Annotated in this window: 19 protein-coding genes and 2 pseudogenes; 17 read left to right on the top strand and 4 right to left on the bottom strand. The window is 53.2% G+C overall.

Annotated features, from left to right (window positions below; all coding sequences use genetic code 11):
* Nucleotides 1–200 precede the first annotated feature (200 nt).
* A pseudogene (locus ACLW56_RS23135) lies at nucleotides 201–515 on the top strand (BRO family protein); the annotation flags it as partial.
* Between the two features lie 89 nt (nucleotides 516–604).
* A complete protein-coding gene (locus ACLW56_RS23130; protein ID WP_330986008.1) occupies nucleotides 605–2,266 on the top strand; it encodes a putative transporter in 1,662 nt (553 codons plus the stop codon).
* Here ACLW56_RS23130 and ACLW56_RS23125 read toward each other — a convergent pair.
* Nucleotides 2,246–2,980, bottom strand: coding sequence for a GntR family transcriptional regulator (locus tag ACLW56_RS23125; RefSeq protein ID WP_330986007.1), 735 nt, complete (start codon nucleotides 2,978–2,980; stop codon nucleotides 2,246–2,248). The two genes, ACLW56_RS23130 and ACLW56_RS23125, sit on opposite strands and share 21 nt — an antisense overlap.
* Nucleotides 2,981–3,202: 222 nt before the next feature.
* Here ACLW56_RS23125 and ACLW56_RS23120 point away from each other — a divergent pair, with 222 nt between their 5' ends.
* Both ACLW56_RS23120 and ACLW56_RS23115 read left to right on the top strand, forming a co-directional pair.
* Nucleotides 3,203–4,822, top strand: a complete 1,620-nt coding sequence (locus ACLW56_RS23120; RefSeq protein ID WP_330986015.1) for an alpha-glucoside-specific PTS transporter subunit IIBC — start codon at nucleotides 3,203–3,205, stop codon at nucleotides 4,820–4,822.
* Nucleotides 4,819–6,141, top strand: a complete 1,323-nt coding sequence (locus ACLW56_RS23115) for a 6-phospho-alpha-glucosidase (RefSeq protein ID WP_330986006.1) — start codon at nucleotides 4,819–4,821, stop codon at nucleotides 6,139–6,141. The genes ACLW56_RS23120 and ACLW56_RS23115 overlap by 4 nt, the downstream gene beginning before the upstream one ends.
* Here the strand turns inward: ACLW56_RS23115 and ACLW56_RS23110 are convergent.
* Nucleotides 6,120–7,013 (bottom strand): AraC family transcriptional regulator, encoded by an 894-nt coding sequence (locus ACLW56_RS23110; RefSeq protein ID WP_330986005.1) that lies wholly within the window; start codon nucleotides 7,011–7,013, stop codon nucleotides 6,120–6,122. The genes ACLW56_RS23115 and ACLW56_RS23110 overlap by 22 nt on opposite strands.
* A gap of 83 nt (nucleotides 7,014–7,096) precedes the next feature.
* Here ACLW56_RS23110 and ACLW56_RS23105 point away from each other — a divergent pair, with 83 nt between their 5' ends.
* The 7 genes from ACLW56_RS23105 (at nucleotide 7,097) to ACLW56_RS23075 (ending at nucleotide 13,775) form a co-directional block, all read left to right on the top strand.
* Complete coding sequence (locus ACLW56_RS23105) at nucleotides 7,097–8,812, top strand: solute:sodium symporter family transporter (protein ID WP_330986004.1); 1,716 nt, start codon at nucleotides 7,097–7,099, stop codon at nucleotides 8,810–8,812.
* The gene (locus tag ACLW56_RS23100; RefSeq protein WP_330986003.1) at nucleotides 8,809–10,302 is read left to right on the top strand and encodes a sulfatase-like hydrolase/transferase; all 1,494 of its coding nucleotides are present in this window, start codon (nucleotides 8,809–8,811) and stop codon (nucleotides 10,300–10,302) included. The genes ACLW56_RS23105 and ACLW56_RS23100 overlap by 4 nt, the downstream gene beginning before the upstream one ends.
* Nucleotides 10,303–10,416: 114 nt before the next feature.
* The gene (locus tag ACLW56_RS23095; protein ID WP_330986002.1) at nucleotides 10,417–10,761 is read left to right on the top strand and encodes a YidH family protein; all 345 of its coding nucleotides are present in this window, start codon (nucleotides 10,417–10,419) and stop codon (nucleotides 10,759–10,761) included.
* Entirely contained in the window at nucleotides 10,754–11,104 is a 351-nt protein-coding gene (locus ACLW56_RS23090; RefSeq protein ID WP_330986001.1) for a DUF202 domain-containing protein, read from the top strand. The genes ACLW56_RS23095 and ACLW56_RS23090 overlap by 8 nt, the downstream gene beginning before the upstream one ends.
* A gap of 9 nt (nucleotides 11,105–11,113) precedes the next feature.
* Nucleotides 11,114–12,232 (top strand): anaerobic sulfatase maturase, encoded by a 1,119-nt coding sequence (locus ACLW56_RS23085; RefSeq protein ID WP_330986000.1) that lies wholly within the window; start codon nucleotides 11,114–11,116, stop codon nucleotides 12,230–12,232.
* 172 nt (nucleotides 12,233–12,404) lie between these two features.
* The gene (locus tag ACLW56_RS23080; protein WP_330985999.1) at nucleotides 12,405–12,884 is read left to right on the top strand and encodes an Hcp family type VI secretion system effector; all 480 of its coding nucleotides are present in this window, start codon (nucleotides 12,405–12,407) and stop codon (nucleotides 12,882–12,884) included.
* 51 nt (nucleotides 12,885–12,935) lie between these two features.
* Nucleotides 12,936–13,775 carry a hypothetical protein gene (locus ACLW56_RS23075; RefSeq protein WP_330985998.1) on the top strand — a complete coding sequence of 280 codons (840 nt, stop codon included), beginning with the start codon at nucleotides 12,936–12,938 and terminating at the stop codon, nucleotides 13,773–13,775.
* Nucleotides 13,776–14,226: 451 nt separating this feature from the next.
* Here the strand turns inward: ACLW56_RS23075 and emrD are convergent, their stop codons facing one another.
* Both emrD and tisB read right to left on the bottom strand, forming a co-directional pair.
* Nucleotides 14,227–15,411, bottom strand: a complete 1,185-nt coding sequence (emrD, locus tag ACLW56_RS23070; RefSeq protein WP_330985997.1) for a multidrug efflux MFS transporter EmrD — start codon at nucleotides 15,409–15,411, stop codon at nucleotides 14,227–14,229.
* A gap of 227 nt (nucleotides 15,412–15,638) precedes the next feature.
* Nucleotides 15,639–15,728, bottom strand: a complete 90-nt coding sequence (tisB, locus tag ACLW56_RS23065; protein WP_154161093.1) for a type I toxin-antitoxin system toxin TisB — start codon at nucleotides 15,726–15,728, stop codon at nucleotides 15,639–15,641.
* 524 nt (nucleotides 15,729–16,252) lie between these two features.
* On the opposite strand from tisB, the gene ivbL reads away from it, so the two are divergent.
* The 6 genes and pseudogenes from ivbL to ACLW56_RS23035 all read left to right on the top strand — a co-directional run bounded on the left by ivbL (nucleotide 16,253) and on the right by ACLW56_RS23035 (nucleotide 21,655).
* Complete coding sequence (gene ivbL / locus ACLW56_RS23060) at nucleotides 16,253–16,351, top strand: ilvB operon leader peptide IvbL (RefSeq protein WP_330985996.1); 99 nt, start codon at nucleotides 16,253–16,255, stop codon at nucleotides 16,349–16,351.
* Nucleotides 16,352–16,453: 102 nt separating this feature from the next.
* Nucleotides 16,454–18,157, top strand: coding sequence for an acetolactate synthase large subunit (ilvB, locus tag ACLW56_RS23055; RefSeq protein ID WP_330985995.1), 1,704 nt, complete (start codon nucleotides 16,454–16,456; stop codon nucleotides 18,155–18,157).
* A 3-nt stretch (nucleotides 18,158–18,160) separates the two neighbouring features.
* Nucleotides 18,161–18,451 (top strand): acetolactate synthase small subunit, encoded by a 291-nt coding sequence (ilvN, locus tag ACLW56_RS23050; RefSeq protein ID WP_154161090.1) that lies wholly within the window; start codon nucleotides 18,161–18,163, stop codon nucleotides 18,449–18,451.
* A gap of 103 nt (nucleotides 18,452–18,554) precedes the next feature.
* Entirely contained in the window at nucleotides 18,555–19,007 is a 453-nt protein-coding gene (locus ACLW56_RS23045; RefSeq protein ID WP_330985994.1) for a DUF1198 family protein, read from the top strand.
* 205 nt (nucleotides 19,008–19,212) lie between these two features.
* Nucleotides 19,213–20,247, top strand: a pseudogene (gene nepI / locus ACLW56_RS23040) (purine ribonucleoside efflux pump NepI); the annotation flags it as partial.
* Nucleotides 20,248–20,329: 82 nt separating this feature from the next.
* Nucleotides 20,330–21,655 carry an IS4 family transposase gene (locus tag ACLW56_RS23035; protein ID WP_330983077.1) on the top strand — a complete coding sequence of 442 codons (1,326 nt, stop codon included), beginning with the start codon at nucleotides 20,330–20,332 and terminating at the stop codon, nucleotides 21,653–21,655.
* Nucleotides 21,656–21,668: the final 13 nt, after the last annotated feature.

Here is a 21,668-nt window from a genome sequence, read left to right as displayed (position 1 = left end):
GAATTGATTTTCCTTATTTTTTGTTCTGCCACCCATGACAAAACGGTATTCGTTAGAGGTTTGTCATCAGTCTCAGGCCCCGTATTGACGGGGCCTTTTTTTGTCCGTATTCGGTCACAAACTCGCCTTGTTGCAGTATCCGCTTCAGTTTAAACCATTCCTTCCTCAGGTTTTATTTGAACATGGATGGAGTGAACAGAATGAACGATTACCAGCCATTTGAAGCACTAAAAAGTACCCATCCTCATGGGATGGAGTTCTGGTCAGCACGAGATTTAGCGCCTCTGCTTGAATACAAAGACTGGAGAAATTTCGAAAAGGTCATTTCCAAAGCCATCACAGCCTGTGAAATCAGTGGTCAGAGCGTTAAAAACCATTTCGTTGAAGCCAACAAAATGGTCGGTATTGGATCGGGTTCGCAGCGTGTGCTGGAGGATTTTCATCTCTCCCGCTACGCCTGCTATCTCGTCGTTCAGAACGGAGACCCCTCTAAGCCGGTGATTGCCGCCAGGCAAAACCCTAACTGTGCGTTACCGCGCATACATCTGCCTGCGCCTCTGTAAGAATCCACTTAATCAGTAATGTTATTCACAGAGAAAAAGGTATGAGTGAGATAGCATTAACCGTCAGCGTATTGGCGCTGGTGGCGGTGGTTGGGTTGTGGATAGGCAACATCAAAATCCGCGGAGTAGGATTTGGCATCGGAGGCGTGCTGTTTGGCGGCATTCTGGTGGGCCATTTTGTTGAGCAGGCAGGGATCGTGCTCAGTAGCCCGATGCTGCATTTTATTCAGGAATTTGGCCTGATCCTGTTCGTTTACACCATCGGCATTCAGGTGGGGCCTGGGTTTTTCGCCTCGCTGCGGGTGTCTGGCCTGCGGCTCAATTTATTCGCCATTTTGATTGTGCTGCTCGGCGGCGTGGTCACGGCGCTGTTGCATAAACTGTTCTCCATTCCGCTGCCGGTGATGCTGGGGATTTTCTCGGGCGCGGTGACCAACACCCCGGCGCTCGGGGCAGGACAGCAAATTCTGCGCGACCTGGGCGTGCCGTTTGACGTGGTCGACCAAATGGGGATGAGTTATGCGATGGCCTATCCGTTCGGCATCTGCGGTATTTTGCTGACCATGTGGCTGGTGCGGCTCTTTTTCCGGGTCAACGTTGAGAAGGAAGCACAGCAGTTTGATGCGCAAACAGGCAGCGGACACTCCCTGCTCTGCACCATCAACATTCGTCTCGAAAACCCCAATCTGCATAACCTGGCCATTCAGGATGTGCCCATCCTCAACAGCGATAAAATCATCTGCTCGCGTCTTAAACGTGACGACATGCTGATGGTGCCCTCGCCGGGAACCCTCATTCAGGCGGGCGATTTGCTGCATCTGGTCGGACTGCCGGAAGATTTACACAATGCTCAACTGGTGATGGGCAAAGAGGTAGAAACCTCGCTCTCGACGCGCGGTACCGATCTGCGTGTCGAGCGAGTGGTCGTCACCAACGAAAAAGTGCTCGGCAAGAAAATCCGCGATTTGCACTTTAAACAGCGTTATGACGTGGTTATCTCGCGCCTCAATCGTGCCGGGGTTGAACTGGTTGCCAGCAGCAATGCCAGCCTGCAATTTGGCGACATCCTCAATCTGGTGGGGCGACAAACTTCTATTGATGCGGTGGCGGCAGAAGTTGGCAACGCGCAGCAGAAATTACAGCAGGTGCAGATGCTACCCGTGTTTATCGGTATTGGGCTGGGTGTACTGCTGGGATCTGTGCCGCTGTTTATTCCTGGTTTTCCCGTCGCGCTGAAGCTGGGGCTGGCAGGCGGCCCGCTGATCATGGCGCTGATCCTTGGGCGAATCGGCAGCATCGGTAAGCTTTACTGGTTTATGCCGCCAAGTGCGAACCTGGCGCTGCGTGAACTGGGAATTGTACTGTTTCTGGCGGTAGTCGGGCTGAAGTCCGGCGGCGATTTTGTCAGTACCCTCACTGAGGGCGATGGGCTAAGTTGGGTCGGCTACGGTATCTTCATCACGGCCATTCCACTGCTGACGGTTGGCATCCTCGCAAGACTGTTCACCAAAATGAACTATCTGACCCTGTGCGGCATGCTGGCCGGGTCGATGACTGACCCACCTGCATTGGCCTTCGCCAACAATTTACACGCCACCAGTGGTGCAGCAGCGCTCTCTTACGCCACTGTTTATCCGCTCGTGATGTTCCTGCGTATCATCACGCCGCAACTTCTGGCGGTATTATTCTGGGGCATGGGTTAACGGGGTTTCCGGGTGGATGCGCCGCAAATGGTAATCCACCTGGTATTCTCTGGCATTTCTGAACATCACCGAATAATTGAGAAACTCCCCGCTGTCGCTGTAGGAAAGTGAGGTGATACGTAGCAACGGGGTGTGTTCTGCCACGTTCATCGACACCGCAAGCTGCTTATCCGCCAGCACGGGCGCCAGGCTTTCGTAGTTGCCACTGATGGTAATACCGCACTCTTTTTCGATGTAATCGAACTTCGATCCCTCCAGATGCGACAGTGAAAGCGTACGAAACAGCTTCACCGGCATGTAACTGTCTTCCTGGAGCAGTGGTTTTTGCTCGACGTAACGGACCCGGCGTGAGAAATAGACCTGGCTATTCACTGCGATCCGCAGCTTGCTGGCAATCGCTGGTGGGGCAGGGATCACTTCGAAGGCCAATACTTTACTGACCACTGATTTTCCCTGTAGTCGGAGTATTTCAACCAGACCGCTGAGGTGGGTGGTTTCGTGATGAATATCTTTGCGTGCCACGTAGGTCCCACTGCCGCGTCGACGCTCGACCAACCCCCACTCAATCAATAAATCCGTCGCTTTGCGGAGGGTCATGCGCGCCACGCCAAACTCCTGCGCCAGGGCCTTTTCGCTGGGTAGCGAACTGCCAACTTGATAATCCACGGAATTAAGCCGGATTCGGAGTTTTTCTGCGAGTGTTTTGTAGATCATTCCTGGACCTCTTTTGTTCTAGCCGGGCGGTAATTTGACGTCATGCTGTCTCCTTTTTATCCGAAAAGTAGACAGCATGATGTCAATATAAACCATGAATGCGGTCACGGAACGCGGCAATATTTACACTTTTGCGCCCCGGCAATTTATATGCTGATAGCGAGTCAAAACATAAATCCAATAAAACCATTTCTCCTCCAATATTACAATGAGGATGTAAAAATGCTCAGTCAAATACAACGTTTTGGTGGCGCAATGTTTACGCCAGTGCTGTTATTTCCCTTTGCTGGCATCGTCGTGGGTATTGCTATTATGTTGCAAAATCCATTATTTGTAAGCGAATCACTAACGGTGCCTGATAGTTTATTTCACCAGATTGTGCATATCATTGAAGAGGGCGGCTGGACAGTTTTTCGTAATATGCCTCTTATTTTTGCTGTGGGATTACCGATTGGTTTGGCTAAACAGGCACCAGGGCGGGCTTGCCTTGCAGTTATGGTCAGTTTTTTAACCTGGAACTATTTTATCAACGCAATGGGAATGACCTGGGGGGCGTATTTTGGGGTGGATTTTACCCTGGATCCCGCCGCCGGAAATGGATTAACGACCATCGCTGGCATTAAAACTCTTGATACCAGTATTATCGGCGCAATTGTTATATCTGGCATAGTGACGGGGCTGCATAATCGCTATTTTGATAAGACCTTACCGGTATTTCTTGGCACTTTTCAGGGGACGTCTTTTGTGGTGATGATTGCGTTTTTGGTGATGATCCCTTGCGCGTGGCTAACGTTGATGGGCTGGCCGAAGGTTCAGTCAGGCATTGAATCACTACAGGCATTTTTACGTGGAGCCGGTGCGGCTGGGGTATGGCTTTATACTTTCCTGGAGCGCGTTCTGATCCCCACTGGATTACATCATTTTGTCTATGGCCCCTTTATTTTTGGACCGGCCGCTATTGAGGGGGGGATTCAGGTGTATTGGGCAGAGCATCTGCTGGAATTCAGCCAGTCGACAGAACCCCTCAAAACACTTTTCCCGGAGGGCGGTTTTGCCCTGTTTGGTAATTCAAAACTGTTTGCCGCACCGGGCATCGCTCTGGCGCTGTATTACACCGCCGCCCCACAGAACCGCAAAAAAGTGGCAGGTTTGTTGGTTCCCGCGGCATTAACAGCTGTGCTGGTAGGCATAACGGAACCGCTGGAATTTACCTTCCTGTTTATCTGTCCGCCGCTGTTTGCCCTGCATGCGGTGCTGGCGGCCACCATGGCTACGGTCATGTTCATGGCGGGCGTCACCGGCAATATGGGGGGAGGATTAATCGACACCATCCTGCCGTTGGATTGGATCCCGATGTTTCACAACCACGCGGGAATGATTTTCACCCAAATCGGCATTGGGCTGGTCTTCACCGGCATCTACTTCGTCACCTTCCGCGCCCTGATCCTGAAGTTCAACCTGAAAACACCGGGCCGTGAAGAGAGCGAAATCAAGCTCTACAGCAAAGCCGACTATCAGGCTTCACGCGGCAAAACCACGGCAAGCCAGCCTACGTCAATTTCCGGTCTGGCTGCTGGCTTCCTGCAGGCGCTGGGTGGCGCGGAGAACATTGAGAGCGTCAACAACTGCGCGACCCGGCTGCGCATCACTCTCGTCGATATCGCCCGCACCCAAAGCGACGACATCTTTAAAGCGCTTGGCGCCCATGGCGTCGTGCGTCGCGGCAACGCCATTCAGGTGATTGTCGGCCTGCACGTGCCTCAGGTACGCGACCAGATGGAAAGTCTGATGAAAACCCCATTACCGAACGAACCCACCACCATGACGGAGACAGTATCATGAAAAAATTCTCAGTAGTTATCGCCGGCGGCGGCAGCACCTTTACCCCAGGCATCGTGCTGATGCTGCTGCAAAACCAGGATCGCTTTCCGCTGCGTGCGCTGAAATTCTATGACAACGATGGCGCGCGTCAGGAAGTGATTGCCGAGGCCTGCAAAATTCTGCTCAAAGAGCAGGCCCCTGAGATTGAATTCAGCTACACCACGGACCCGAAAGCGGCCTTCACCGATGTGGATTTTGTGATGGCGCATATCCGCGTGGGCAAATACCCGATGCGTGAAAAGGATGAGAAAATCCCACTGCGCCACGGCGTGCTCGGCCAGGAAACCTGCGGCCCGGGCGGGATGGCTTACGGCATGCGCTCCATTGGCGGCGTGCTGGAGCTGGTGGATTACATGGAGCAGTATTCGCCAAACGCGTGGATGCTGAACTACTCCAACCCGGCAGCGATTGTTGCCGAAGCCACGCGGCGGCTGCGTCCAAAGGCGAAAATCCTCAACATTTGCGATATGCCGATCGGCATCGAAGGACGTATGGCGCAGATAGTCGGCCTGAAAGACAGAAAGCAGATGCGCGTGCGCTATTATGGCCTGAACCACTTTGGCTGGTGGTCATCGATTGAAGATCTGAACGGTAACGATCTGATGCCGAAACTACGCGAACACGTTGCGAAACATGGCTATGTTTCTCCATCAAACGACCCGCATACGGAAGCGAGCTGGAATGACACGTTCGCGAAAGCGAAGGACGTGCAGGCGCTGGATCCGGATACTATGCCGAATACCTATCTGAAGTATTACCTGTTCCCGGATTACGTCGTCGAGCACGCCAACCCGGACAGAACACGCGCGAATGAGGTCATGGACCATCGCGAGAAGCACGTCTTTAGCGCCTGCCGGGCAATTATCGAGGCGGGGAATTCCTCAGCCGGAGAACTGGAGATCGACGAACATGCGTCTTACATCGTCGATCTGGCGGCTGCCATCGCCTTCAACACTCAGGAGCGCATGCTGCTGATCGTGCCGAACAACGGGGCGATTCATAACTTTGATGCGGATGCGATGGTTGAAATTCCGTGTCTGGTTGGTCAAAACGGGCCCGAGCCGCTGACGGTCGGTGATATCCCTCATTTTCAGAAAGGCTTAATGAGCCAGCAGGTTGCGGTGGAAAAACTGGTGGTGGATGCCTGGGAACAGCGTTCGTATCAGAAACTCTGGCAGGCGATGACCCTGTCGAAAACCGTGCCAAGCGCCAAAGTCGCGAAAGCCATCCTGGATGATTTGATTGTGGCCAATAAAGACTACTGGCCAGAACTGCACTGATCATGTTGTCCGGCTTGCGCCTTCAGAACGGCTGAGGGCGCAAGATTAAACTTACGTTTAAACGCCTTACTGAAGTGAAACGAGTCAAAAAAATTCAGCATTTCTGCGACGTTACCGACCGTTTGCCCTTCCTGTTTGAGCAGGGAATGTGCAAGATCCAGCCTCGCATCCAGATAATACTCTTTCGGCGTTTTCCCGGTGTAGCGTAAGAACAGGCGGCGCAAATACTGCTCGCTGCACTGCATCTTCAGGGCCATGTCTTTAACACTCCAGTTTTTCTGTAAATCGCTATGCAAAAATGACAGTAATTTCTCAATCTGAATAAGCCACGCCTCTTTTTTGCCATTTTCTGAAATAAGACAAATCCACTGGTATATCATTTTGGTCAAGAACGCGACCGCCAGATTGTTTTTAAGCGGGTCTTTGTGACTAATCAATAATGCCACTTCTGCTAATTCCTGATTAAATACTTCGCCGTTATAAATTATACCCGTTTGTAATAGCGGAATTTCCATCACGTTGGTAGGGATAAACTCCATCCAGTACTGTTCCCACAGCAGCCCCGCACAGTGGTAGGCCTGAATATCCATGGGTTTGAGGAAAATAATGGAGTTGCCGTTGAGGGTGATTTCACTGCCGTCCCGCAGCAGCAGCTTGCCGCAGCCTTGTAGGGTGTAGATAGCGACCCACGAATTGGGGATCAATGGCTTTTTCTTATCGCGCGGCCAGATGACCTGATAGCTTTCATCGGCCAGCGTATGCCACAGCGAAATTAATGAAATGCCGCTGGAGATCACATTTTCATCAAGAACCAGCGGAATATTGTAAGTGGTTTCGTTTTTTACATTCGAAATAAAGTTTTTTCCATTCATTTTATTCCACCGACAACCCATTCTCAGCCCAATACATAATGGGGAGTGTAATCCTCAAATAATAAATCGTTAAGGGCTGCAAGATGAACATTCAACAGATTGTGAGCTTTATAGCATTTACCTTACTGGTTGCACTGATTACCTGGTGGCGGGTTCGTAAACAGGATACCGGCTCTGAGCAGGGCTATTTTCTTGCCGGGCGCTCATTAAAAGCGCCGGTGATTGCGGCGTCGCTGATGCTGACCAACCTTTCTACCGAACAACTGGTGGGATTATCCGGCCAGGCCTACCGCAGCGGCATGTCGGTGATGGGCTGGGAGGTGACCTCGGCGGTGACGCTCATTTTTCTGGCGCTGATTTTCCTGCCCCGTTATCTGCAGCGCGGCATCGCCACCATCCCGGATTTTCTCGAAGAGCGCTATGACAAGACCACGCGCATCATCATCGACTTCTGTTTCCTGATTGCGACCGGTATCTGCTTCCTGCCGATTGTGCTCTATTCCGGCGCGCTGGCGTTAAACAGCCTGTTCCATGTGGGTGACTCGTTGGGCATTTCTCAGGGCGCGGCGATTTGGCTGCTGGTTATCCTGTTAGGCATGGCAGGCATTCTTTACGCGGTTGTTGGCGGGATGCGAGCAATGGCGATTGCCGATTCGATTAACGGCATCGGGCTGATCATTGGTGGCCTGATAGTGCCGGTGTTTGGGCTGATAGTCATGGGCGACGGCAGCTTTTTGCAGGGGCTCGAACAACTCACCACGGTCCATGCCGAAAAGCTTAACTCCATTGGCGGCAGCCACGATCCGCTGCCGATTGGGGCGGCGTTCACCGGGCTGATTCTGGTGAACACCTTTTACTGGTGTACCAACCAGGGCATTGTTCAGCGCACGCTGGCCTCGAAAAGCCTGGCGGAAGGGCAGAAAGGGGCACTGCTGACGGCGGTGCTCAAAATGCTCGACCCGCTGATCCTGGTGCTGCCGGGGCTGATCGCGTTTCATCTATTTCAGGACTTACCGAGCGCGGATATGGCCTATCCGGCCCTGGTCAGCAAAGTGCTGCCGCTGCCGCTGGTGGGCTTTTTTGGCGCCGTGCTGTTTGGCGCGGTGATCAGCACCTTCAACGGCTTTCTCAACAGCGCCAGTACGCTGTTCAGCATGGGGATTTATCGTCGCATCCTTAATCAGAACGCGCAGCCTGAGCAGTTGGTCCGGGTCGGGCGTCGGTTTGGCCTGCTGATCGCAGTGGTTTCCCTGCTGGTCGCCCCGTGGATTGCGAATGCGCCCCAGGGTCTCTACAGCTGGATGAAGCAGCTGAACGGTATCTACAACGTGCCGCTGGTGACCATCATCATCATGGGCTTCTTTTTCCCGCGCATTCCGGCGCTGGCCGCGAAGGTGGCGATGTTCCTCGGGATTTGCAGCTACATCACCATCAACTATCTGGTGAAGTTTGAGTTCCATTTTCTCTACGTATTGGCCTGCACCTTCTGCATCAATGTGGTCGTCATGCTGGTGATTGGCTACATCAGGCCCCGCCCGACGCCGTTTAAATTCCACGACGCCTTCGCGGTGGATATGCAGCCGTGGAAGAACGCCAAAATCGCCTCCGTCGGCATCCTGTTCGCCATGATTGGTGTCTATTCCGGGCTGGCGCAGTTCGGCGGCTACCCGGTGATATGGCTGACGTACCTGAGCTATGGCATCACCGCGGCAGTGGTGCTGTATCTCTTCCGCTCCCACTGGCAGGCGCACCGCGCTGAGCCTGACGTTCTTGTTGCAGACATTAAGGAAAAACCATGAGCCGTCCGAATTTCCTGTTCATCATGACCGACACGCAGGCGACGAATATGGTCGGGTGCTACAGCGGGCAGCCGCTGAATACCCACCATATCGACCAGCTGGCTGAAGAAGGGATCCGTTTTAACTCGGCCTACACCTGCTCACCGGTTTGTACGCCCGCCCGTGCGGGGCTGTTCACCGGGATTTATGCCAACCAGTCAGGGCCGTGGACCAACAACGTCGCGCCGGGGAAAAACATCTCCACCATGGGGCGCTATTTCCAGGATGCGGGCTATCACACCTGCTACATCGGCAAATGGCACCTCGACGGGCACGATTATTTCGGTACCGGCGTTTGCCCGCCAGAGTGGGATGAAGAATTTTGGTATGACGGTGCGAACTATCTGGCGGAGCTCACCGACAAGCAAATCAGCCTGTGGCGTAACGGCCTGAACAGCGTTGAGGATCTGCAGGAGCATCAGATAGATGAGACCTTCACCTGGGCGCACCGCATCAGCAACCGGGCGATAGATTTTCTCGGCAAGCCCGCGCGGAAAGACGACCCGTTCCTGATGGTGGTCTCCTACGACGAGCCGCATCACCCGTTCACCTGCCCAGTGGAATATCTCGAGAAATATGAGGATTTTTACTACGAGCTCGGCGAAAAAGGGCGAGACACGCTGGAAGGCAAACCTGAACATCACCGCCTGTGGGCGCAGGCGATGCCGTCTCCGGTGGGAGAGGACGCGCGCTATCACCATCCGATGTACTTTGCCTGTAATGATTTTGTCGACGATCAGATTGGTCGGGTGGTTAACGCCCTGACGCCGGAACAGCGAGCCAACACCTGGGTAATTTATACCTCCGATCATGGCGAGATGATGGGCGCGCACAGGCTTATCAGTAAAGGCGCTGCGATGTATGACGACATCACGCGCATTCCATTGATTATGCGCCCACCACAAGGCAAACCGGCGCAGGTGGACACCCCGGTCAGCCATATCGATTTGCTGCCAACCATGCTGGCGCTGGCGGGCATTCATCAGCCCGACATTTTGCCTGGGGAAAATATCCTGCAGGCGCAAGCCACGCGCGGTGTGATGGTGGAATTTAACCGCTATGAAATTGAGCACGACAGCTTCGGCGGTTTCATTCCGGTGCGCTGCTGGGTGACGGAACGCTGGAAGCTGGTGCTGAATTTGTTCACCAGCGATGAGCTGTATGACAGGCACAACGACCCGGACGAGCTGCAAAACCTGATTAATGATGCTGACTTCGCGAAGGTGCGAGACGAACTGCACGACAGCCTGCTGGATTACATGGATAAAATCCGCGATCCGTTCAGAACCTATCAATGGAGCCTGCGCCCGTGGCGAGTGCAGGCGCAGCCCCGCTGGATGGGCGCGTTCCGCCCGCGCCCGGAAGATGGCTACTCTCCGGTGGTGCGAGACTACGATACCGGCCTGCCAACCCAGGGTGTTAAGGTGGAAGAGAAAAAGCAGAAGTTTTGAGTTGGGCATGCACCCTCTCCCCGGCCCTCTCCCACAGGGAGAGGGGGAAAACCGGACAGTTCCCTCTCCCTCGGGAGAGGGTTAGGGAGAGGGGAAACACCACAAGGAGCAACAATGAAAATATCCCGCCTCGGTGAAGCGCCGGACTACCGCTTCTCGCTGGCCAATGAGCGCACGTTCCTCGCCTGGATCCGCACCGCGCTGGGCTTTCTGGCTGCGGGTGTCGGGCTTGACCAACTGGCACCTGATTTCGCCACGCCGGTTATCCGCGAACTGCTTGCGCTTCTGCTGTGTCTGTTTGCCGGAGGGCTGGCGATTTACGGCTACCTGCGCTGGTTGAATAACGAAAAGGCCATGCGCCTGAAGCAGGATTTACCCTACACTCGCGGATTACTGATTATCAGCGTTGCGCTTCTGGCTGTGGCTGCGGCGGTAATGGTACTGGTGTTTTATGCCTGATACTCGCCGCGCACGTCGCGAAAACGATCCTGGGTTACAGCCGGAGCGTACATCGCTGGCCTGGTTTCGTACTTTGCTTGGCTACGGTGCGTTGATGGCGCTGGCCCTGAAGCATAACTGGCATCGGGCAGGCACACCGTTCTGGCTGTCTGTTGCTGTGCTGATGGTGGTGGGATTTATTCTCTGGACGTACACCCGCAGACGGAATCTGATGGATGTCTCCGTCCCAGATTTCGCTCAAAATCAGGCGGTGCGTGACAAATTTATGATCGCCCTCGCGGTGCTGGCCCTGGCTTTACTGTTTGCTATAACCCACTTACAGCAACTCGTCACCATCATTTAAGGGACTGAAATGACAGGATGCCACGTCATGGTCAAACCGGGCAGCTCACGATGTAACCTCAACTGCCGCTACTGCTTTTATCTCGATAAACCTCAACAGCCTGTGATGAGCGATGACACGCTCACCGCCTTCATTTGCCAGCACATTGAAGCCCAGCCCGGGGACGAGGTGCAGTTTGCCTGGCAGGGCGGCGAACCGACGCTTTGCGGGCTGGATTTCTTCCGTCGGGCGGTCGCGCTTCAACAACAGCATGCGCAAGGGAAGCGTATCTACAACACGTTCCAGACTAACGGGATTTTGATCACTGACGAATGGTGTCGCTTTTTTAAGGAACACCGCTGGCTGGTGGGCATCTCCCTCGATGGGCCGCCAGAGCTGCATGACGTGCACCGGGTGAGTCGCAGTGGGAATCCAACTCAGCACAAGGTATTGCAGGCCATCACAGCGCTTAAAGCGCATGGCGTGGCGTTCAACCTGCTGGTCGTTGTGAACAGTCACAATAGCCAGCATCCGCAGGCTTTGTATCGCTATTTGCGAGGGCTGGGCACCCCTTATTTGCAGTTTATCCCGCTGCTGGAGATGAACGATCATCAGCCTGATGAGTACTCTGTTCCGGCAAAATCGTGGGGCGATTTTTTGTGTGCGGTTTTTGATAGTTGGGTGCGGGAAGATGTGGGTCGGGTGTTCGTGCAGTTGTTTGACTCCACGCTGGGTGTCTGGAACGGTTTTTCTTCGCAAATGTGTTCGCTCGGTAAAACCTGCGGACATGCTTTTGCTCTTGAAAGCAACGGCGATCTGTATCAATGCGATCACTATGTCTATCCGTCTTTCCGCCTTGGCAACCTGCATAAGACCACGCTGAGCGAATTGAGTGATAGCGAAGAAGCTCGCTCTTTTGGGCAATTCAAAAAGTCATCGCTGTCGGAAGAGTGTCAGTCGTGTTCTGTCCTGAAATTATGCAATGGCGATTGCCCTAAGCATCGGGATGTCAGCGGCAAAAGCGCCTTGTGTGAAGGGTATCGTACGTTTTTCCTGTACAGCGAACCCCACATGAAAGTGATGCGAGACCTGATTCGCCAGCGCCGCTCACCGATGGAATTGATGATGATGCTGAGTAGCAATAATTAAGAACATTGCAGTTTTTAAATAAATAACTTTCAGGAATGTTTTTTAATAAACTATTACCTGTGGCTATTTTTGTTTTTTTATATTTTTCCCTGGATCACAAATTTAAATATCATTCTGTCTGCAGTCCTTCTTTTCCGTTACTGTCTCCTCTCTAACTTACCCGGAGGATCTCATGGCAAATCCAGCTTGGCTTACTCTCAATGGCTCACGGCAAGGACTAATATCTGCGGGAGCGGGTGCTCGATCGTCCATCGGCAATAAAGCACAGCTTTCACATCTTGATGAGATTATGATTCTCGCCATTAATCATTCAATGACAAGAGTACAAAATGTTAACCATCAGTCGTTAGATATTCGCAAGCCAATTGATAAAGCGACGCCGTTATTGACTGCGGCAATTAATGATAATGAAGAGTTGAATTGTGTAATTTGTTTCTGGCGAACAAATAGAGCGGGTATGAATGAAGTGTATTTCAAGATCACTCTGATTAAAGCCCGGATTGCCAAAGTATCCTTGATTCTGCCTCATGTTATTTCTCAGCCTGCAGGTCAGCCGGAAGAGGTGGTCTCGTTTACCTACGAAAGCATCACTCAGGAACACACGATGGCAAGTACGAGTGCTTATAGTTTCTGGGAAGAAAGGATCATGTGATGGTCAAGGGCGGGCGTAATTGATATGGGAAATATATCAGCGGAAATAAAAATGAAACTCAGGTCTGACAGAGCATTATCTGCCTATTTGGATAGCGGTATCAGAGGGTTTCGTAAAGGCGCAGAGAAAACGATGAGTGACCTTTATGCTGGGGTTGAAAGAGCCTCATGGTATAGTTCATGCGTTTTTCCTGAGTATCAGGATATCTGCAGGTCACAGTTTTCAGAAGATATGAGAATGATAACCTGCATTAAAGAGTTTCTCCACCGAACAGATGCCATTCTGGATATGCTCGTTTTGTGTGTTGATTATGTTCTTTCGCATTATAACGAGCAAGAACGGCAGAATATTATAGGCGCAGTGCTGCACCAATCTGATTATTGCTATAGCGAAAGTGATGATATTTACAGCGGTAGTGATATTCATGATAGTGCACACGTAATTTTAAAAAATGAAAATTTTGTGGCGCGAGTAGTGCGTGAATGTAATTTGTCATCTGCAGAAATATCTGACTATTCTGTGATGGCTACAGCTGGCGGATTGGCGATGTTGAGAACCAGCGATGCCGTAAGGCGTTCAGTCGCATATGCAATAGCTAAAGCAACGTCTGAGTCATTATCGCTGTCAATGAGTATAAGGGGCCGACTAAACTCAGTATTGACTCTCTCAGTAAATATCCTGAATTTCTATGGAATTGTTCAGCAGGCTGCGTCTGCGGCCAGAAGGTTACAACAAAAAAATCGTGAATATTATGATATATTATATGCTAATCAGCTGGAAATGTTTTTCTTTTTTGTTGAAGGCCAAATCCCGGAAGAGTTTTATTATCCGTCGTTGATATCGACAGATGCCGAATCTACAATCAGAATTTTGCAGGGAATCATGAAATGACATCAATCCTGAAGTTTATTGGGAAACAGGTGGCTATAGAGTTTGGGCAGTACATTTATTCCCTGTCGATATTGGCGTTGTTATTTACACTCATGTACAACCTGAATATTTGGTTTCCGGAGAATCCTGGTTCTGTTATTTTATCTTCATTAGTGCTAACCGTTTCCTTCAGTGTAGTAGTCGCGAAATCGAAGAAAGTCGTTATTGATTTCTGTGGGCAACTATCTCTGATCGCGGCCAGGAAACTCTCTAAAAGAACGCAGTTCATTGTAAAATTACTCAGCATCTCACTGATTTTTTTATTGCTTCTCTTGTTGGCTCTTTTGCTTATATTTCTTCACGATCAGATAGTTAAAATTATTATTTTGTCAGTGTTGTTGCATATCCTTATAAAAAGCTTCACCCCGTGAACCCTTCGGTGAAGAGAGGAAGAAAAACCCTCTCCTCTCCGTCATACCGGCTGCTGGCCTTGATTAAAGCGTGAAGCCAGCGGCAGCCAGCACAGTAAAATCAGCAAGCCCATCAGCGTCATCAGCAGGCCCAGACTGCTTTGCCCGTGTTGCGGCAGCATCGCAGAGAGCCATGCCAGCATGCCGGAGCCGATGTTTTGCAGGCCGCCAACCAGCGCACCAGCCGTGCCTGCGAGGAAGGGGAAGGGTTCCATGGCGCCACTGGTCGCAAGCGGAAACAGCATGCCCGCACCAAAGAAGAACAGCGCGGCAGGCACCAGCAGCGTCCAGACGTTCATTACCCCAAGCAGACCTGGTATCCACATCATCAGCCCCGCCAGCAGGCAGCTAATCACCGATTGCCACATCAGGCTGGAAAAACGCTTGTTCTGACGGCCTGCGAACCACGCGCCAAAAAAGGCCGCCGGAATAGGCAGAATAAACAGAACGCTAACCACCATACTGCTCAGGCCAAGTCCTGCACCAAGCAATACGCCGGAGCTGGCTTCAAACACGGCAATACCGGCCAGACCGCCAATCAGCATTAGCAGATAACAATTGAATGCTCCGTTGCCAAACAGCGTTTTGTAGCTGGTTATCAGGCGAGTCGGCGGCGCATTTTGGGGGCGAGTTTCCGGCATCCAGCGTGCCATGCTGAAGGTGACAATGACGCACAAAATCAGCAGGAAACCGTAACAGGCGCGCCAGTTCCACAGCGTATCGAGCATCCCGCCAATCAGCGGTGCCAGCAGCGGACTCACCAGAATACCCATGTTTAACAAGCTGTTGGCATGACGAAGCTGCGTGCCTTCATACAGGTCACGCGGCAGCGTACGGGCCATCACGCCACCCACGCCGGTACCCATGCCCTGAAGCGCACTGGCGAAAATCAGCACTGGCAAGCTGCTGGTGGCGATCGCCAAAAGCGTCGCGACCATAAAAATGGTCATTCCGGCAAGGATGACCGGGCGGCGACCAATGCGATCAGACAGTGGGCCGTAGAACAGCTGAGAAACCCCGTAGGTCAGCAGGTAAGCCGCCATCACGCTCTGAACGGCACCTTCGCGCACGTTCAGTTCACGCGCCATGTTCGCAATGGCCGGAATATAAATGGTTTGCGCCATCTGCCCGACCGCGACCAGCAGGACGAGCATCAACAACAGACTGACGTTCTTATGCCTTTTCATCTCGATGAATTCGTTGTTATTGGTTGGAATTAAAGAATATGTGACTGGCTAAATCGCCAAATGCGGGAGGAATCTACCACAGTAGCGTGACAGAACAACCATAGGGGAGAGATTGAATCAGAGCATTCAGGCAGATTTAGTAAACGATTATCGGCAACTAATGTTGCCAGTGAGGCGCGTGAAAGAGGGGCGGTTGCCCGCCCCTCTTCGGTACGGCTTGAACCTGATTACCGGAAGGTTTTCAGGACGGCATCAAGCAGTTGCAGCAACGCAACCATGAGTTTCAGGACAAGCAAAACCAGTTCCAGTCCACCCATACGTTTCTCCTGTGGTTCAAGGAGAACTGCCGGCTGACTTACCTTTCCGCTGCCTGTCATCAGCCGTGTTGTTGACGTAACACAGTGTGCTCTCCTGGGGGTTAAGGCGCTGACGGCACCACCCGTTTCAGCCAGGACTTTTGCGCGCCGGTCAAACATGCGGCCCCCTTATGGCTCACTGCGAACATCCTCAGTATAGATAAATACTGTATGTATGAACAGTATTTTATCGACAAAACCTGCGGCGTGTTTCATACTGCACAACAGCATAAACCGGAGTGAAAATTGCGCGATTGGCAGCGATCGCGTATACTTTTGCCGTTGACGTAACAGAGTGTGCTTCGCGGTTACCAGCCGCAAACCACGGATAAAACCTCGCTCCGGCGGGGTTTTTTGTTTTCTGAGGTTTTGCAGGGAAATGTGATCACTGGCGCAAATTACTGCGAGCGCGGATAAAGCCCTTGCCGCCATCCGTAAGCTGTGCTTGTATAAATCCAGTCAATAACACAACGTCATGGTCCCTAATGAACATCACCCTGAACGCAATCAACCTACTACCCACTGCGCAACCAGCCGCAGTGGTCGTTGTGCGTGTGGTGGTGGTCGTCGGCAATGCGCCGTAGGGTCCGGAACACACGATTCCAAAACCCCGCCGGCGCAAACCGGGCGGGGTTTTTCGTTTAAGCCTCCCCGGAAAGTCGGCCCAGAATAAGAAGGACTGGAGCATGGCTACTTCGGGCACGCAGTCGTCACAAGCAACATCTCAGGCAAAGCGTTTTACGGGCGCACAGCTGATCGTTCATTTGCTGGAGCGTCAGGGTATCACCACGGTCACCGGCATTCCGGGCGGAACCGTCTTACCGCTGTACGATGCGCTGAGCCAAAGCAAACAGATTCGCCATGTGCTGGCTCGCCACGAACAGGGCGCGGGGTTTATCGCTCAGGGCATGGCGCGTACGCAGGGCAAACCGGCCGTTTGCATGGCTTGTAGCGGTCCCGGAGCGACCAACCTGGTCACCGCCATTGCAGACGCGCGTCTCGACTCCATTCCCCTGGTGTGCATCACCGGGCAGGTTCCGGCCTCAATGATCGGCACCGACGCGTTTCAGGAAGTGGACACCTACGGCATCTCTATCCCTATCACCAAACACAACTACTTAGTGCGCGATATCAGCGAACTTCCGCAGGTGATCAGCGATGCGTTTCGCATTGCCCAGTCTGGCCGCCCAGGCCCGGTGTGGGTGGATATTCCGAAGGATGTTCAGACCGCTGAAATCGACATCGACGACCTGCCGATGCCAGGCTGCAAAGCGCCAGCCCCCGTGTTTAATCTGAGCGACGTGCGCGAAGCGGCGGCGATGATTAACGCCGCCAGGCGCCCGGTGCTTTATCTGGGCGGTGGGGTGATTAACGTGCCGGAACAAATCCGCAAGCTGGCGGAAAAAGCCAACCTGCCGACCACCATGACGTTGATGGCGCTTGGCATGCTGCCCAAAGCACACCCGCTGTCGCTGGGTATGTTGGGGATGCACGGCGCGCGCAGCACCAACTTCATCCTGCAAGAATCTGATTTGCTGATTGTTTTAGGCGCACGTTTTGATGACCGGGCGATTGGCAAAACCGAGCAGTTCTGCCCGAATGCTAAAATTATCCACGTGGATATCGACCGCGCAGAGCTGGGCAAAATCAAGCAGCCTCACGTGGCGATGCAGGCTGATGTTGGCGAAGTGCTGGACCAACTGATCCCGCTGATTGAAGCGCAGTCGCGTACAGAGTGGCGTCAACTGGTGGCAGATTTGCAGCAGGAATTCCCGTCAGCCATTCCGCAAGCGGGCGATCCGCTGACGCATTACGGCCTGATTAACGCCGTGGCTGCGTGCGTTGACGACGAAGCGATTGTGACCACCGACGTCGGTCAGCATCAGATGTGGACGGCGCAGGCCTATCCGTTAAACCGCCCTCGTCAGTGGCTGACCTCTGGCGGCCTCGGCACCATGGGCTTTGGCTTGCCTGCGGCGATTGGCGCGGCGCTGGCGAACCCTCATCGCAAAGTGCTGTGTTTCTCCGGCGACGGTAGCCTGATGATGAACATTCAGGAAATGGCGACGGCGGCAGAAAATCAGCTCGACGTGAAAATCATCCTGATGAACAACGAAGCGCTGGGTCTGGTGCATCAGCAGCAGAGCCTGTTCTATAAACAGGGCGTGTTCGCGGCGACCTACCCGGGGATGATTAACTTCATGCAGATTGCTCAAGGTTTTGGCCTGCAAACCTGCGACCTCAACGCAGCGGAAGATCCGCAAGCGGCGCTGCAGGAGATTATCTCTCGTCCGGGCCCGGCGCTGATTCATGTGCGTATCGATCCTGAACAAAAAGTCTGGCCAATGGTGCCACCGGGCGCTGCAAATACTGAAATGGTGGGGGAATAAGCCATGCAAAACGCGATTCATGACAACGTGATTCTGGAACTCACCGTGCGTAACCACCCTGGCGTAATGACCCACGTCTGCGGCCTGTTTGCTCGCCGTGCGTTTAACGTGGAAGGCATTCTTTGTCTGCCGATTCAGAACAGCGATAAAAGCCGGATTTGGCTGCTGGTGAATAACGATCAGCGTCTGGAGCAGATGATCAGCCAAATCGACAAGCTGGAAGACGTGACACAGGTGGTTCGTCACCAAAGCGACCCGGGCGTGTTTAACAAGCTAGGGCTCTTTTTTGAGTGATCTGCACGCAGAGTAAAAATACATCACAAATTCACGCCGCGAAGGGTCGACATGTGTCCGCAGGGCTTTATGATGTGACGGCAATGATTGCCTGAGAGGACGCATGATCTGGTTGATGTTAGCCACGCTAGTGGTGGTGTTTGTGGTGGGATTCAGGGTGCTGACCTCGGATTCACGTCGAGCGATAAAGCGCCTGAGCGAGCGGCTAGGCGTTACGCCAATGCCGGTAGAATCGATGATCGATCAGATGGGCAAAAAGCAGGGCGAAGAGTATCTGCACTATCTGGAGCGTCCTAACGAAGCGCATTTGCAGAATGCTGCGCAGGTGCTGCTGATTTGGCAGGTCGCGGTGGTGGATGCCAGCGAAAGTAATCTGTTGTACTGGCATCGGCAGATGCAAAAAGCCCGGCTTGCCGCGCCCATCACCGATGCCCAAATCCGTCTGGCGCTCAGCTTTTTACGTGAGCTGGAGCCGGATATGCATGATTTCAACAGCTTCCAGCATCGCTATAACCAACTGTTTATGCCGCAGGATGGGGTGACCTGGTTGCACTGAATAACGTTTTCCCCTCACCCTAACCCTCTCCCCAAAGGGGCGAGGGGATCAGAAAGGTGCTCGTTTTGCTCCCTCTCCCTTTCAGGGAGAGGGTCGGGGTGAGGGTCACTGGCGTTGCCATTGCCAATAGTTGCCAAAACGTTAAATACGTCACAAATAAAATGTTACACTGCGCAACTTTCCCCCAAACAGAGCGCAGGTTCCCATGAGCGAATGCACAGCCAAACTATCCCCTGACGACACCCTCACGCGGCCTAACTGGTCTGCGGTATTTGCTGTCGCGTTCTGCGTTGCCTGTTTGATTACCGTGGAATTTCTGCCGGTTAGCTTGCTGACGCCAATGGCGCAGGAACTCGGCATTACTGAAGGGGTTGCCGGGCAGTCCGTCACCACCACGGCGTTTGTGGCGATGTTCGCCAGCCTGTTTGTGACGCACGTGATTGGCCGTACCGACCGACGCCTGATCGTCATCTTGTTTGCCGTGCTGCTTACCGCTTCTTGCCTGCTGGTTTCCTTTGCTTCGAGTTTCAGCCTTTTGCTTTTAGGCCGCGCCTGTCTTGGCCTTGCGCTCGGGGGATTCTGGGCGATGTCGGCTTCGCTGACCATGCGTCTGGTGCCTGCTCGTGTCGTGCCGAAGGCGCTCTCCGTCATCTTTGGGGCGGTGTCGATAGCGCTGGTGATTGCCGCGCCGCTGGGCAGTTTCCTCGGCGGAATGATTGGCTGGCGTAATGTCTTCAATGGCGCAGCGTTGATGGGCTTGTTGTGTATCGTTTGGGTATGGAAAGCGTTGCCGTCATTGCCGGGTGAAGCCGGGCAGAAAGCCAACATGTTCGGCTTGTTGAAACGACCTGGCGTGCTGGCGGGGATGACCGCTATTTTCATGGCCTTCGCCGGGCAATTCGCCTTCTTCACCTACATTCGCCCGGTGTTCATGACGCTGGCGGGCTTCGATGTGGATGGCCTGACGCTGGTGCTGCTGAGTTTCGGTATCGCCAGTTTTGTCGGCACCTCGCTTTCAGCGCCGATCCTCAAACATTCGGTCAAACTGGCGCTGGCGTGCGCGCCGCTGATTTTGGCAGTCAGTGCGGCGGTATTAGTGCTGTGGGGCAGTGAGAAAATAGTGGCGGCCACCGTCGCGATTATCTGGGGCTTTGCTTTTGCGTTGGTGCCGGTCGGCTGGTCAACGTGGATCACCCGTTCGCTCTCCGATCAGGCGGAAAAAGCCGGGTCAATTCAGGTTAATGCCGATCATTTAAGAGTACTTGAACGATCCTGCCAGTGAGAGACAATCCGGGAACAGCCCTCTGCTCCCGGATTTTTTTATGTCTGAACAGGATATGGATTTTGTTGTTGATGCTTTCGCCTCTGAGCTGGATGCTTTTTCTCGCTCCCTTGACCCCCTCTGGATACACCAGGCATTAAGCGCCTGCCAGAAGGCCAGCATTCGCAGGCGTCGCCTCCCTGCTGAGCAGGCTGTCTGGCTTATTCTGATGATGGGGTTGCTGCGTGACTTATCCATTAAAGATGTCTGCCATCATCTCGACATTGTTCTCCAGCCTGAAGACGGTTATCAAAGCCTTGCCCCCAGCGTACTCACTGCCGCACGCCAGCGCCTGGGCGAAGCCCCACTTCGCTACCTTTTTCATGCCTGCAACGAGGCCTGGCAACCTGCGGCACTCGGGCCCGCTACGTTCCATGGCCTCCGGGTTCTGAGCGTTGACGGAACACTTTTTCGCACGCCCGATTCACCTGAGAACGCCGCTGCTTTTGGGTTTATCGAACCGTCCACGGGGACATTCCCGCAGGTACGGATGGTCGGGCTGATGGCAACCCATTCCCATATGTTGCTGGATGCGGCGTTTGGCGGTGTGGCCGAGGGGGAGCTAACGCTGGCGCATCGTCTGATTTCCTCCGCCCCTGACCATACGCTGACCCTGTTCGACCGCTGTTATTTCAGCGCGGCTTTTTTCCTGGAATGGCAGCAGGCCGGAGCCTGCACACACTGGCTCACACCAGTAAAAAGTAAACTCCGCTATGAGGTTATCGAACGATACAGCGATTACGACATGCTGATTGAGATGCCGGTTTCACCTCAGGCTCGCAAGGCTGCGCCTCATCTCCCGGAAGTCTGGCGGGCAAGGATGGTGAGTTATGTCAGCGGTGGCGGTAAAGGGAAAATCACGGGATTTTTAACGTCGCTGACCGATCCGGTCGCCTGGCCAGTCGAAGATTTGCTGCGAATTTACTGGGAACGCTGGGAGATCGAACTAGGCTATGGAGAGCTAAAAAGACGGCAGTTGAAGGGGGAGGTCACACTGCGGAGCCGATTTCCGGAGGGGGTAAAACAGGAGCTGTGGGGGATCCTGGTGTCGTACAACCTGCTGAGAAAGGAAATGGTGGATATTGCAGGAGAGGCCGGCGTTATTCCAACCCGGATAAGTTTCGTGGCGGCATTAAATATTCTGATATCGCAGGTCAGGGTGAGTGGTAAGGGCGCGACGGGGAATATACCTAAGCATCTGAAAGGAATGAGGGAAAATGTAAAAGCCTTTATCCTTCCGGAAAAAAGAAAGCACCGACGATACGAGCGTTCGGTGCTTTATATTCCGCCTAAATATCCGTTCAGCTATAAGTCACGCGAGGCTTAAGTGAACGGCATTA

This window comes from Pantoea sp. sgz302252 (assembly GCF_047713085.1).
GTDB lineage: Bacteria > Pseudomonadota > Gammaproteobacteria > Enterobacterales > Enterobacteriaceae > Scandinavium.
Note: the sequence above shows the minus strand (reverse complement) of the source record. Positions and strands in the feature narration are given on the sequence as shown.

Coding starts and splice junctions, on each gene's coding strand:
- ACLW56_RS23130 (WP_330986008.1), top strand. CDS start 605: ATGAGTGAGATAGCATTAACCGTCAGCGTATTGGCGCTGGTGGCGGTG.
- ACLW56_RS23125 (WP_330986007.1), bottom strand. CDS start 2,980: ATGATCTACAAAACACTCGCAGAAAAACTCCGAATCCGGCTTAATTCC.
- ACLW56_RS23120 (WP_330986015.1), top strand. CDS start 3,203: ATGCTCAGTCAAATACAACGTTTTGGTGGCGCAATGTTTACGCCAGTG.
- ACLW56_RS23115 (WP_330986006.1), top strand. CDS start 4,819: ATGAAAAAATTCTCAGTAGTTATCGCCGGCGGCGGCAGCACCTTTACC.
- ACLW56_RS23110 (WP_330986005.1), bottom strand. CDS start 7,013: ATGAATGGAAAAAACTTTATTTCGAATGTAAAAAACGAAACCACTTAC.
- ACLW56_RS23105 (WP_330986004.1), top strand. CDS start 7,097: ATGAACATTCAACAGATTGTGAGCTTTATAGCATTTACCTTACTGGTT.
- ACLW56_RS23100 (WP_330986003.1), top strand. CDS start 8,809: ATGAGCCGTCCGAATTTCCTGTTCATCATGACCGACACGCAGGCGACG.
- ACLW56_RS23095 (WP_330986002.1), top strand. CDS start 10,417: ATGAAAATATCCCGCCTCGGTGAAGCGCCGGACTACCGCTTCTCGCTG.
- ACLW56_RS23090 (WP_330986001.1), top strand. CDS start 10,754: ATGCCTGATACTCGCCGCGCACGTCGCGAAAACGATCCTGGGTTACAG.
- ACLW56_RS23085 (WP_330986000.1), top strand. CDS start 11,114: ATGACAGGATGCCACGTCATGGTCAAACCGGGCAGCTCACGATGTAAC.
- ACLW56_RS23080 (WP_330985999.1), top strand. CDS start 12,405: ATGGCAAATCCAGCTTGGCTTACTCTCAATGGCTCACGGCAAGGACTA.
- ACLW56_RS23075 (WP_330985998.1), top strand. CDS start 12,936: ATGAAACTCAGGTCTGACAGAGCATTATCTGCCTATTTGGATAGCGGT.
- emrD (WP_330985997.1), bottom strand. CDS start 15,411: ATGAAAAGGCATAAGAACGTCAGTCTGTTGTTGATGCTCGTCCTGCTG.
- tisB (WP_154161093.1), bottom strand. CDS start 15,728: ATGGGTGGACTGGAACTGGTTTTGCTTGTCCTGAAACTCATGGTTGCG.
- ivbL (WP_330985996.1), top strand. CDS start 16,253: ATGAACATCACCCTGAACGCAATCAACCTACTACCCACTGCGCAACCA.
- ilvB (WP_330985995.1), top strand. CDS start 16,454: ATGGCTACTTCGGGCACGCAGTCGTCACAAGCAACATCTCAGGCAAAG.
- ilvN (WP_154161090.1), top strand. CDS start 18,161: ATGCAAAACGCGATTCATGACAACGTGATTCTGGAACTCACCGTGCGT.
- ACLW56_RS23045 (WP_330985994.1), top strand. CDS start 18,555: ATGATCTGGTTGATGTTAGCCACGCTAGTGGTGGTGTTTGTGGTGGGA.
- ACLW56_RS23035 (WP_330983077.1), top strand. CDS start 20,330: ATGTCTGAACAGGATATGGATTTTGTTGTTGATGCTTTCGCCTCTGAG.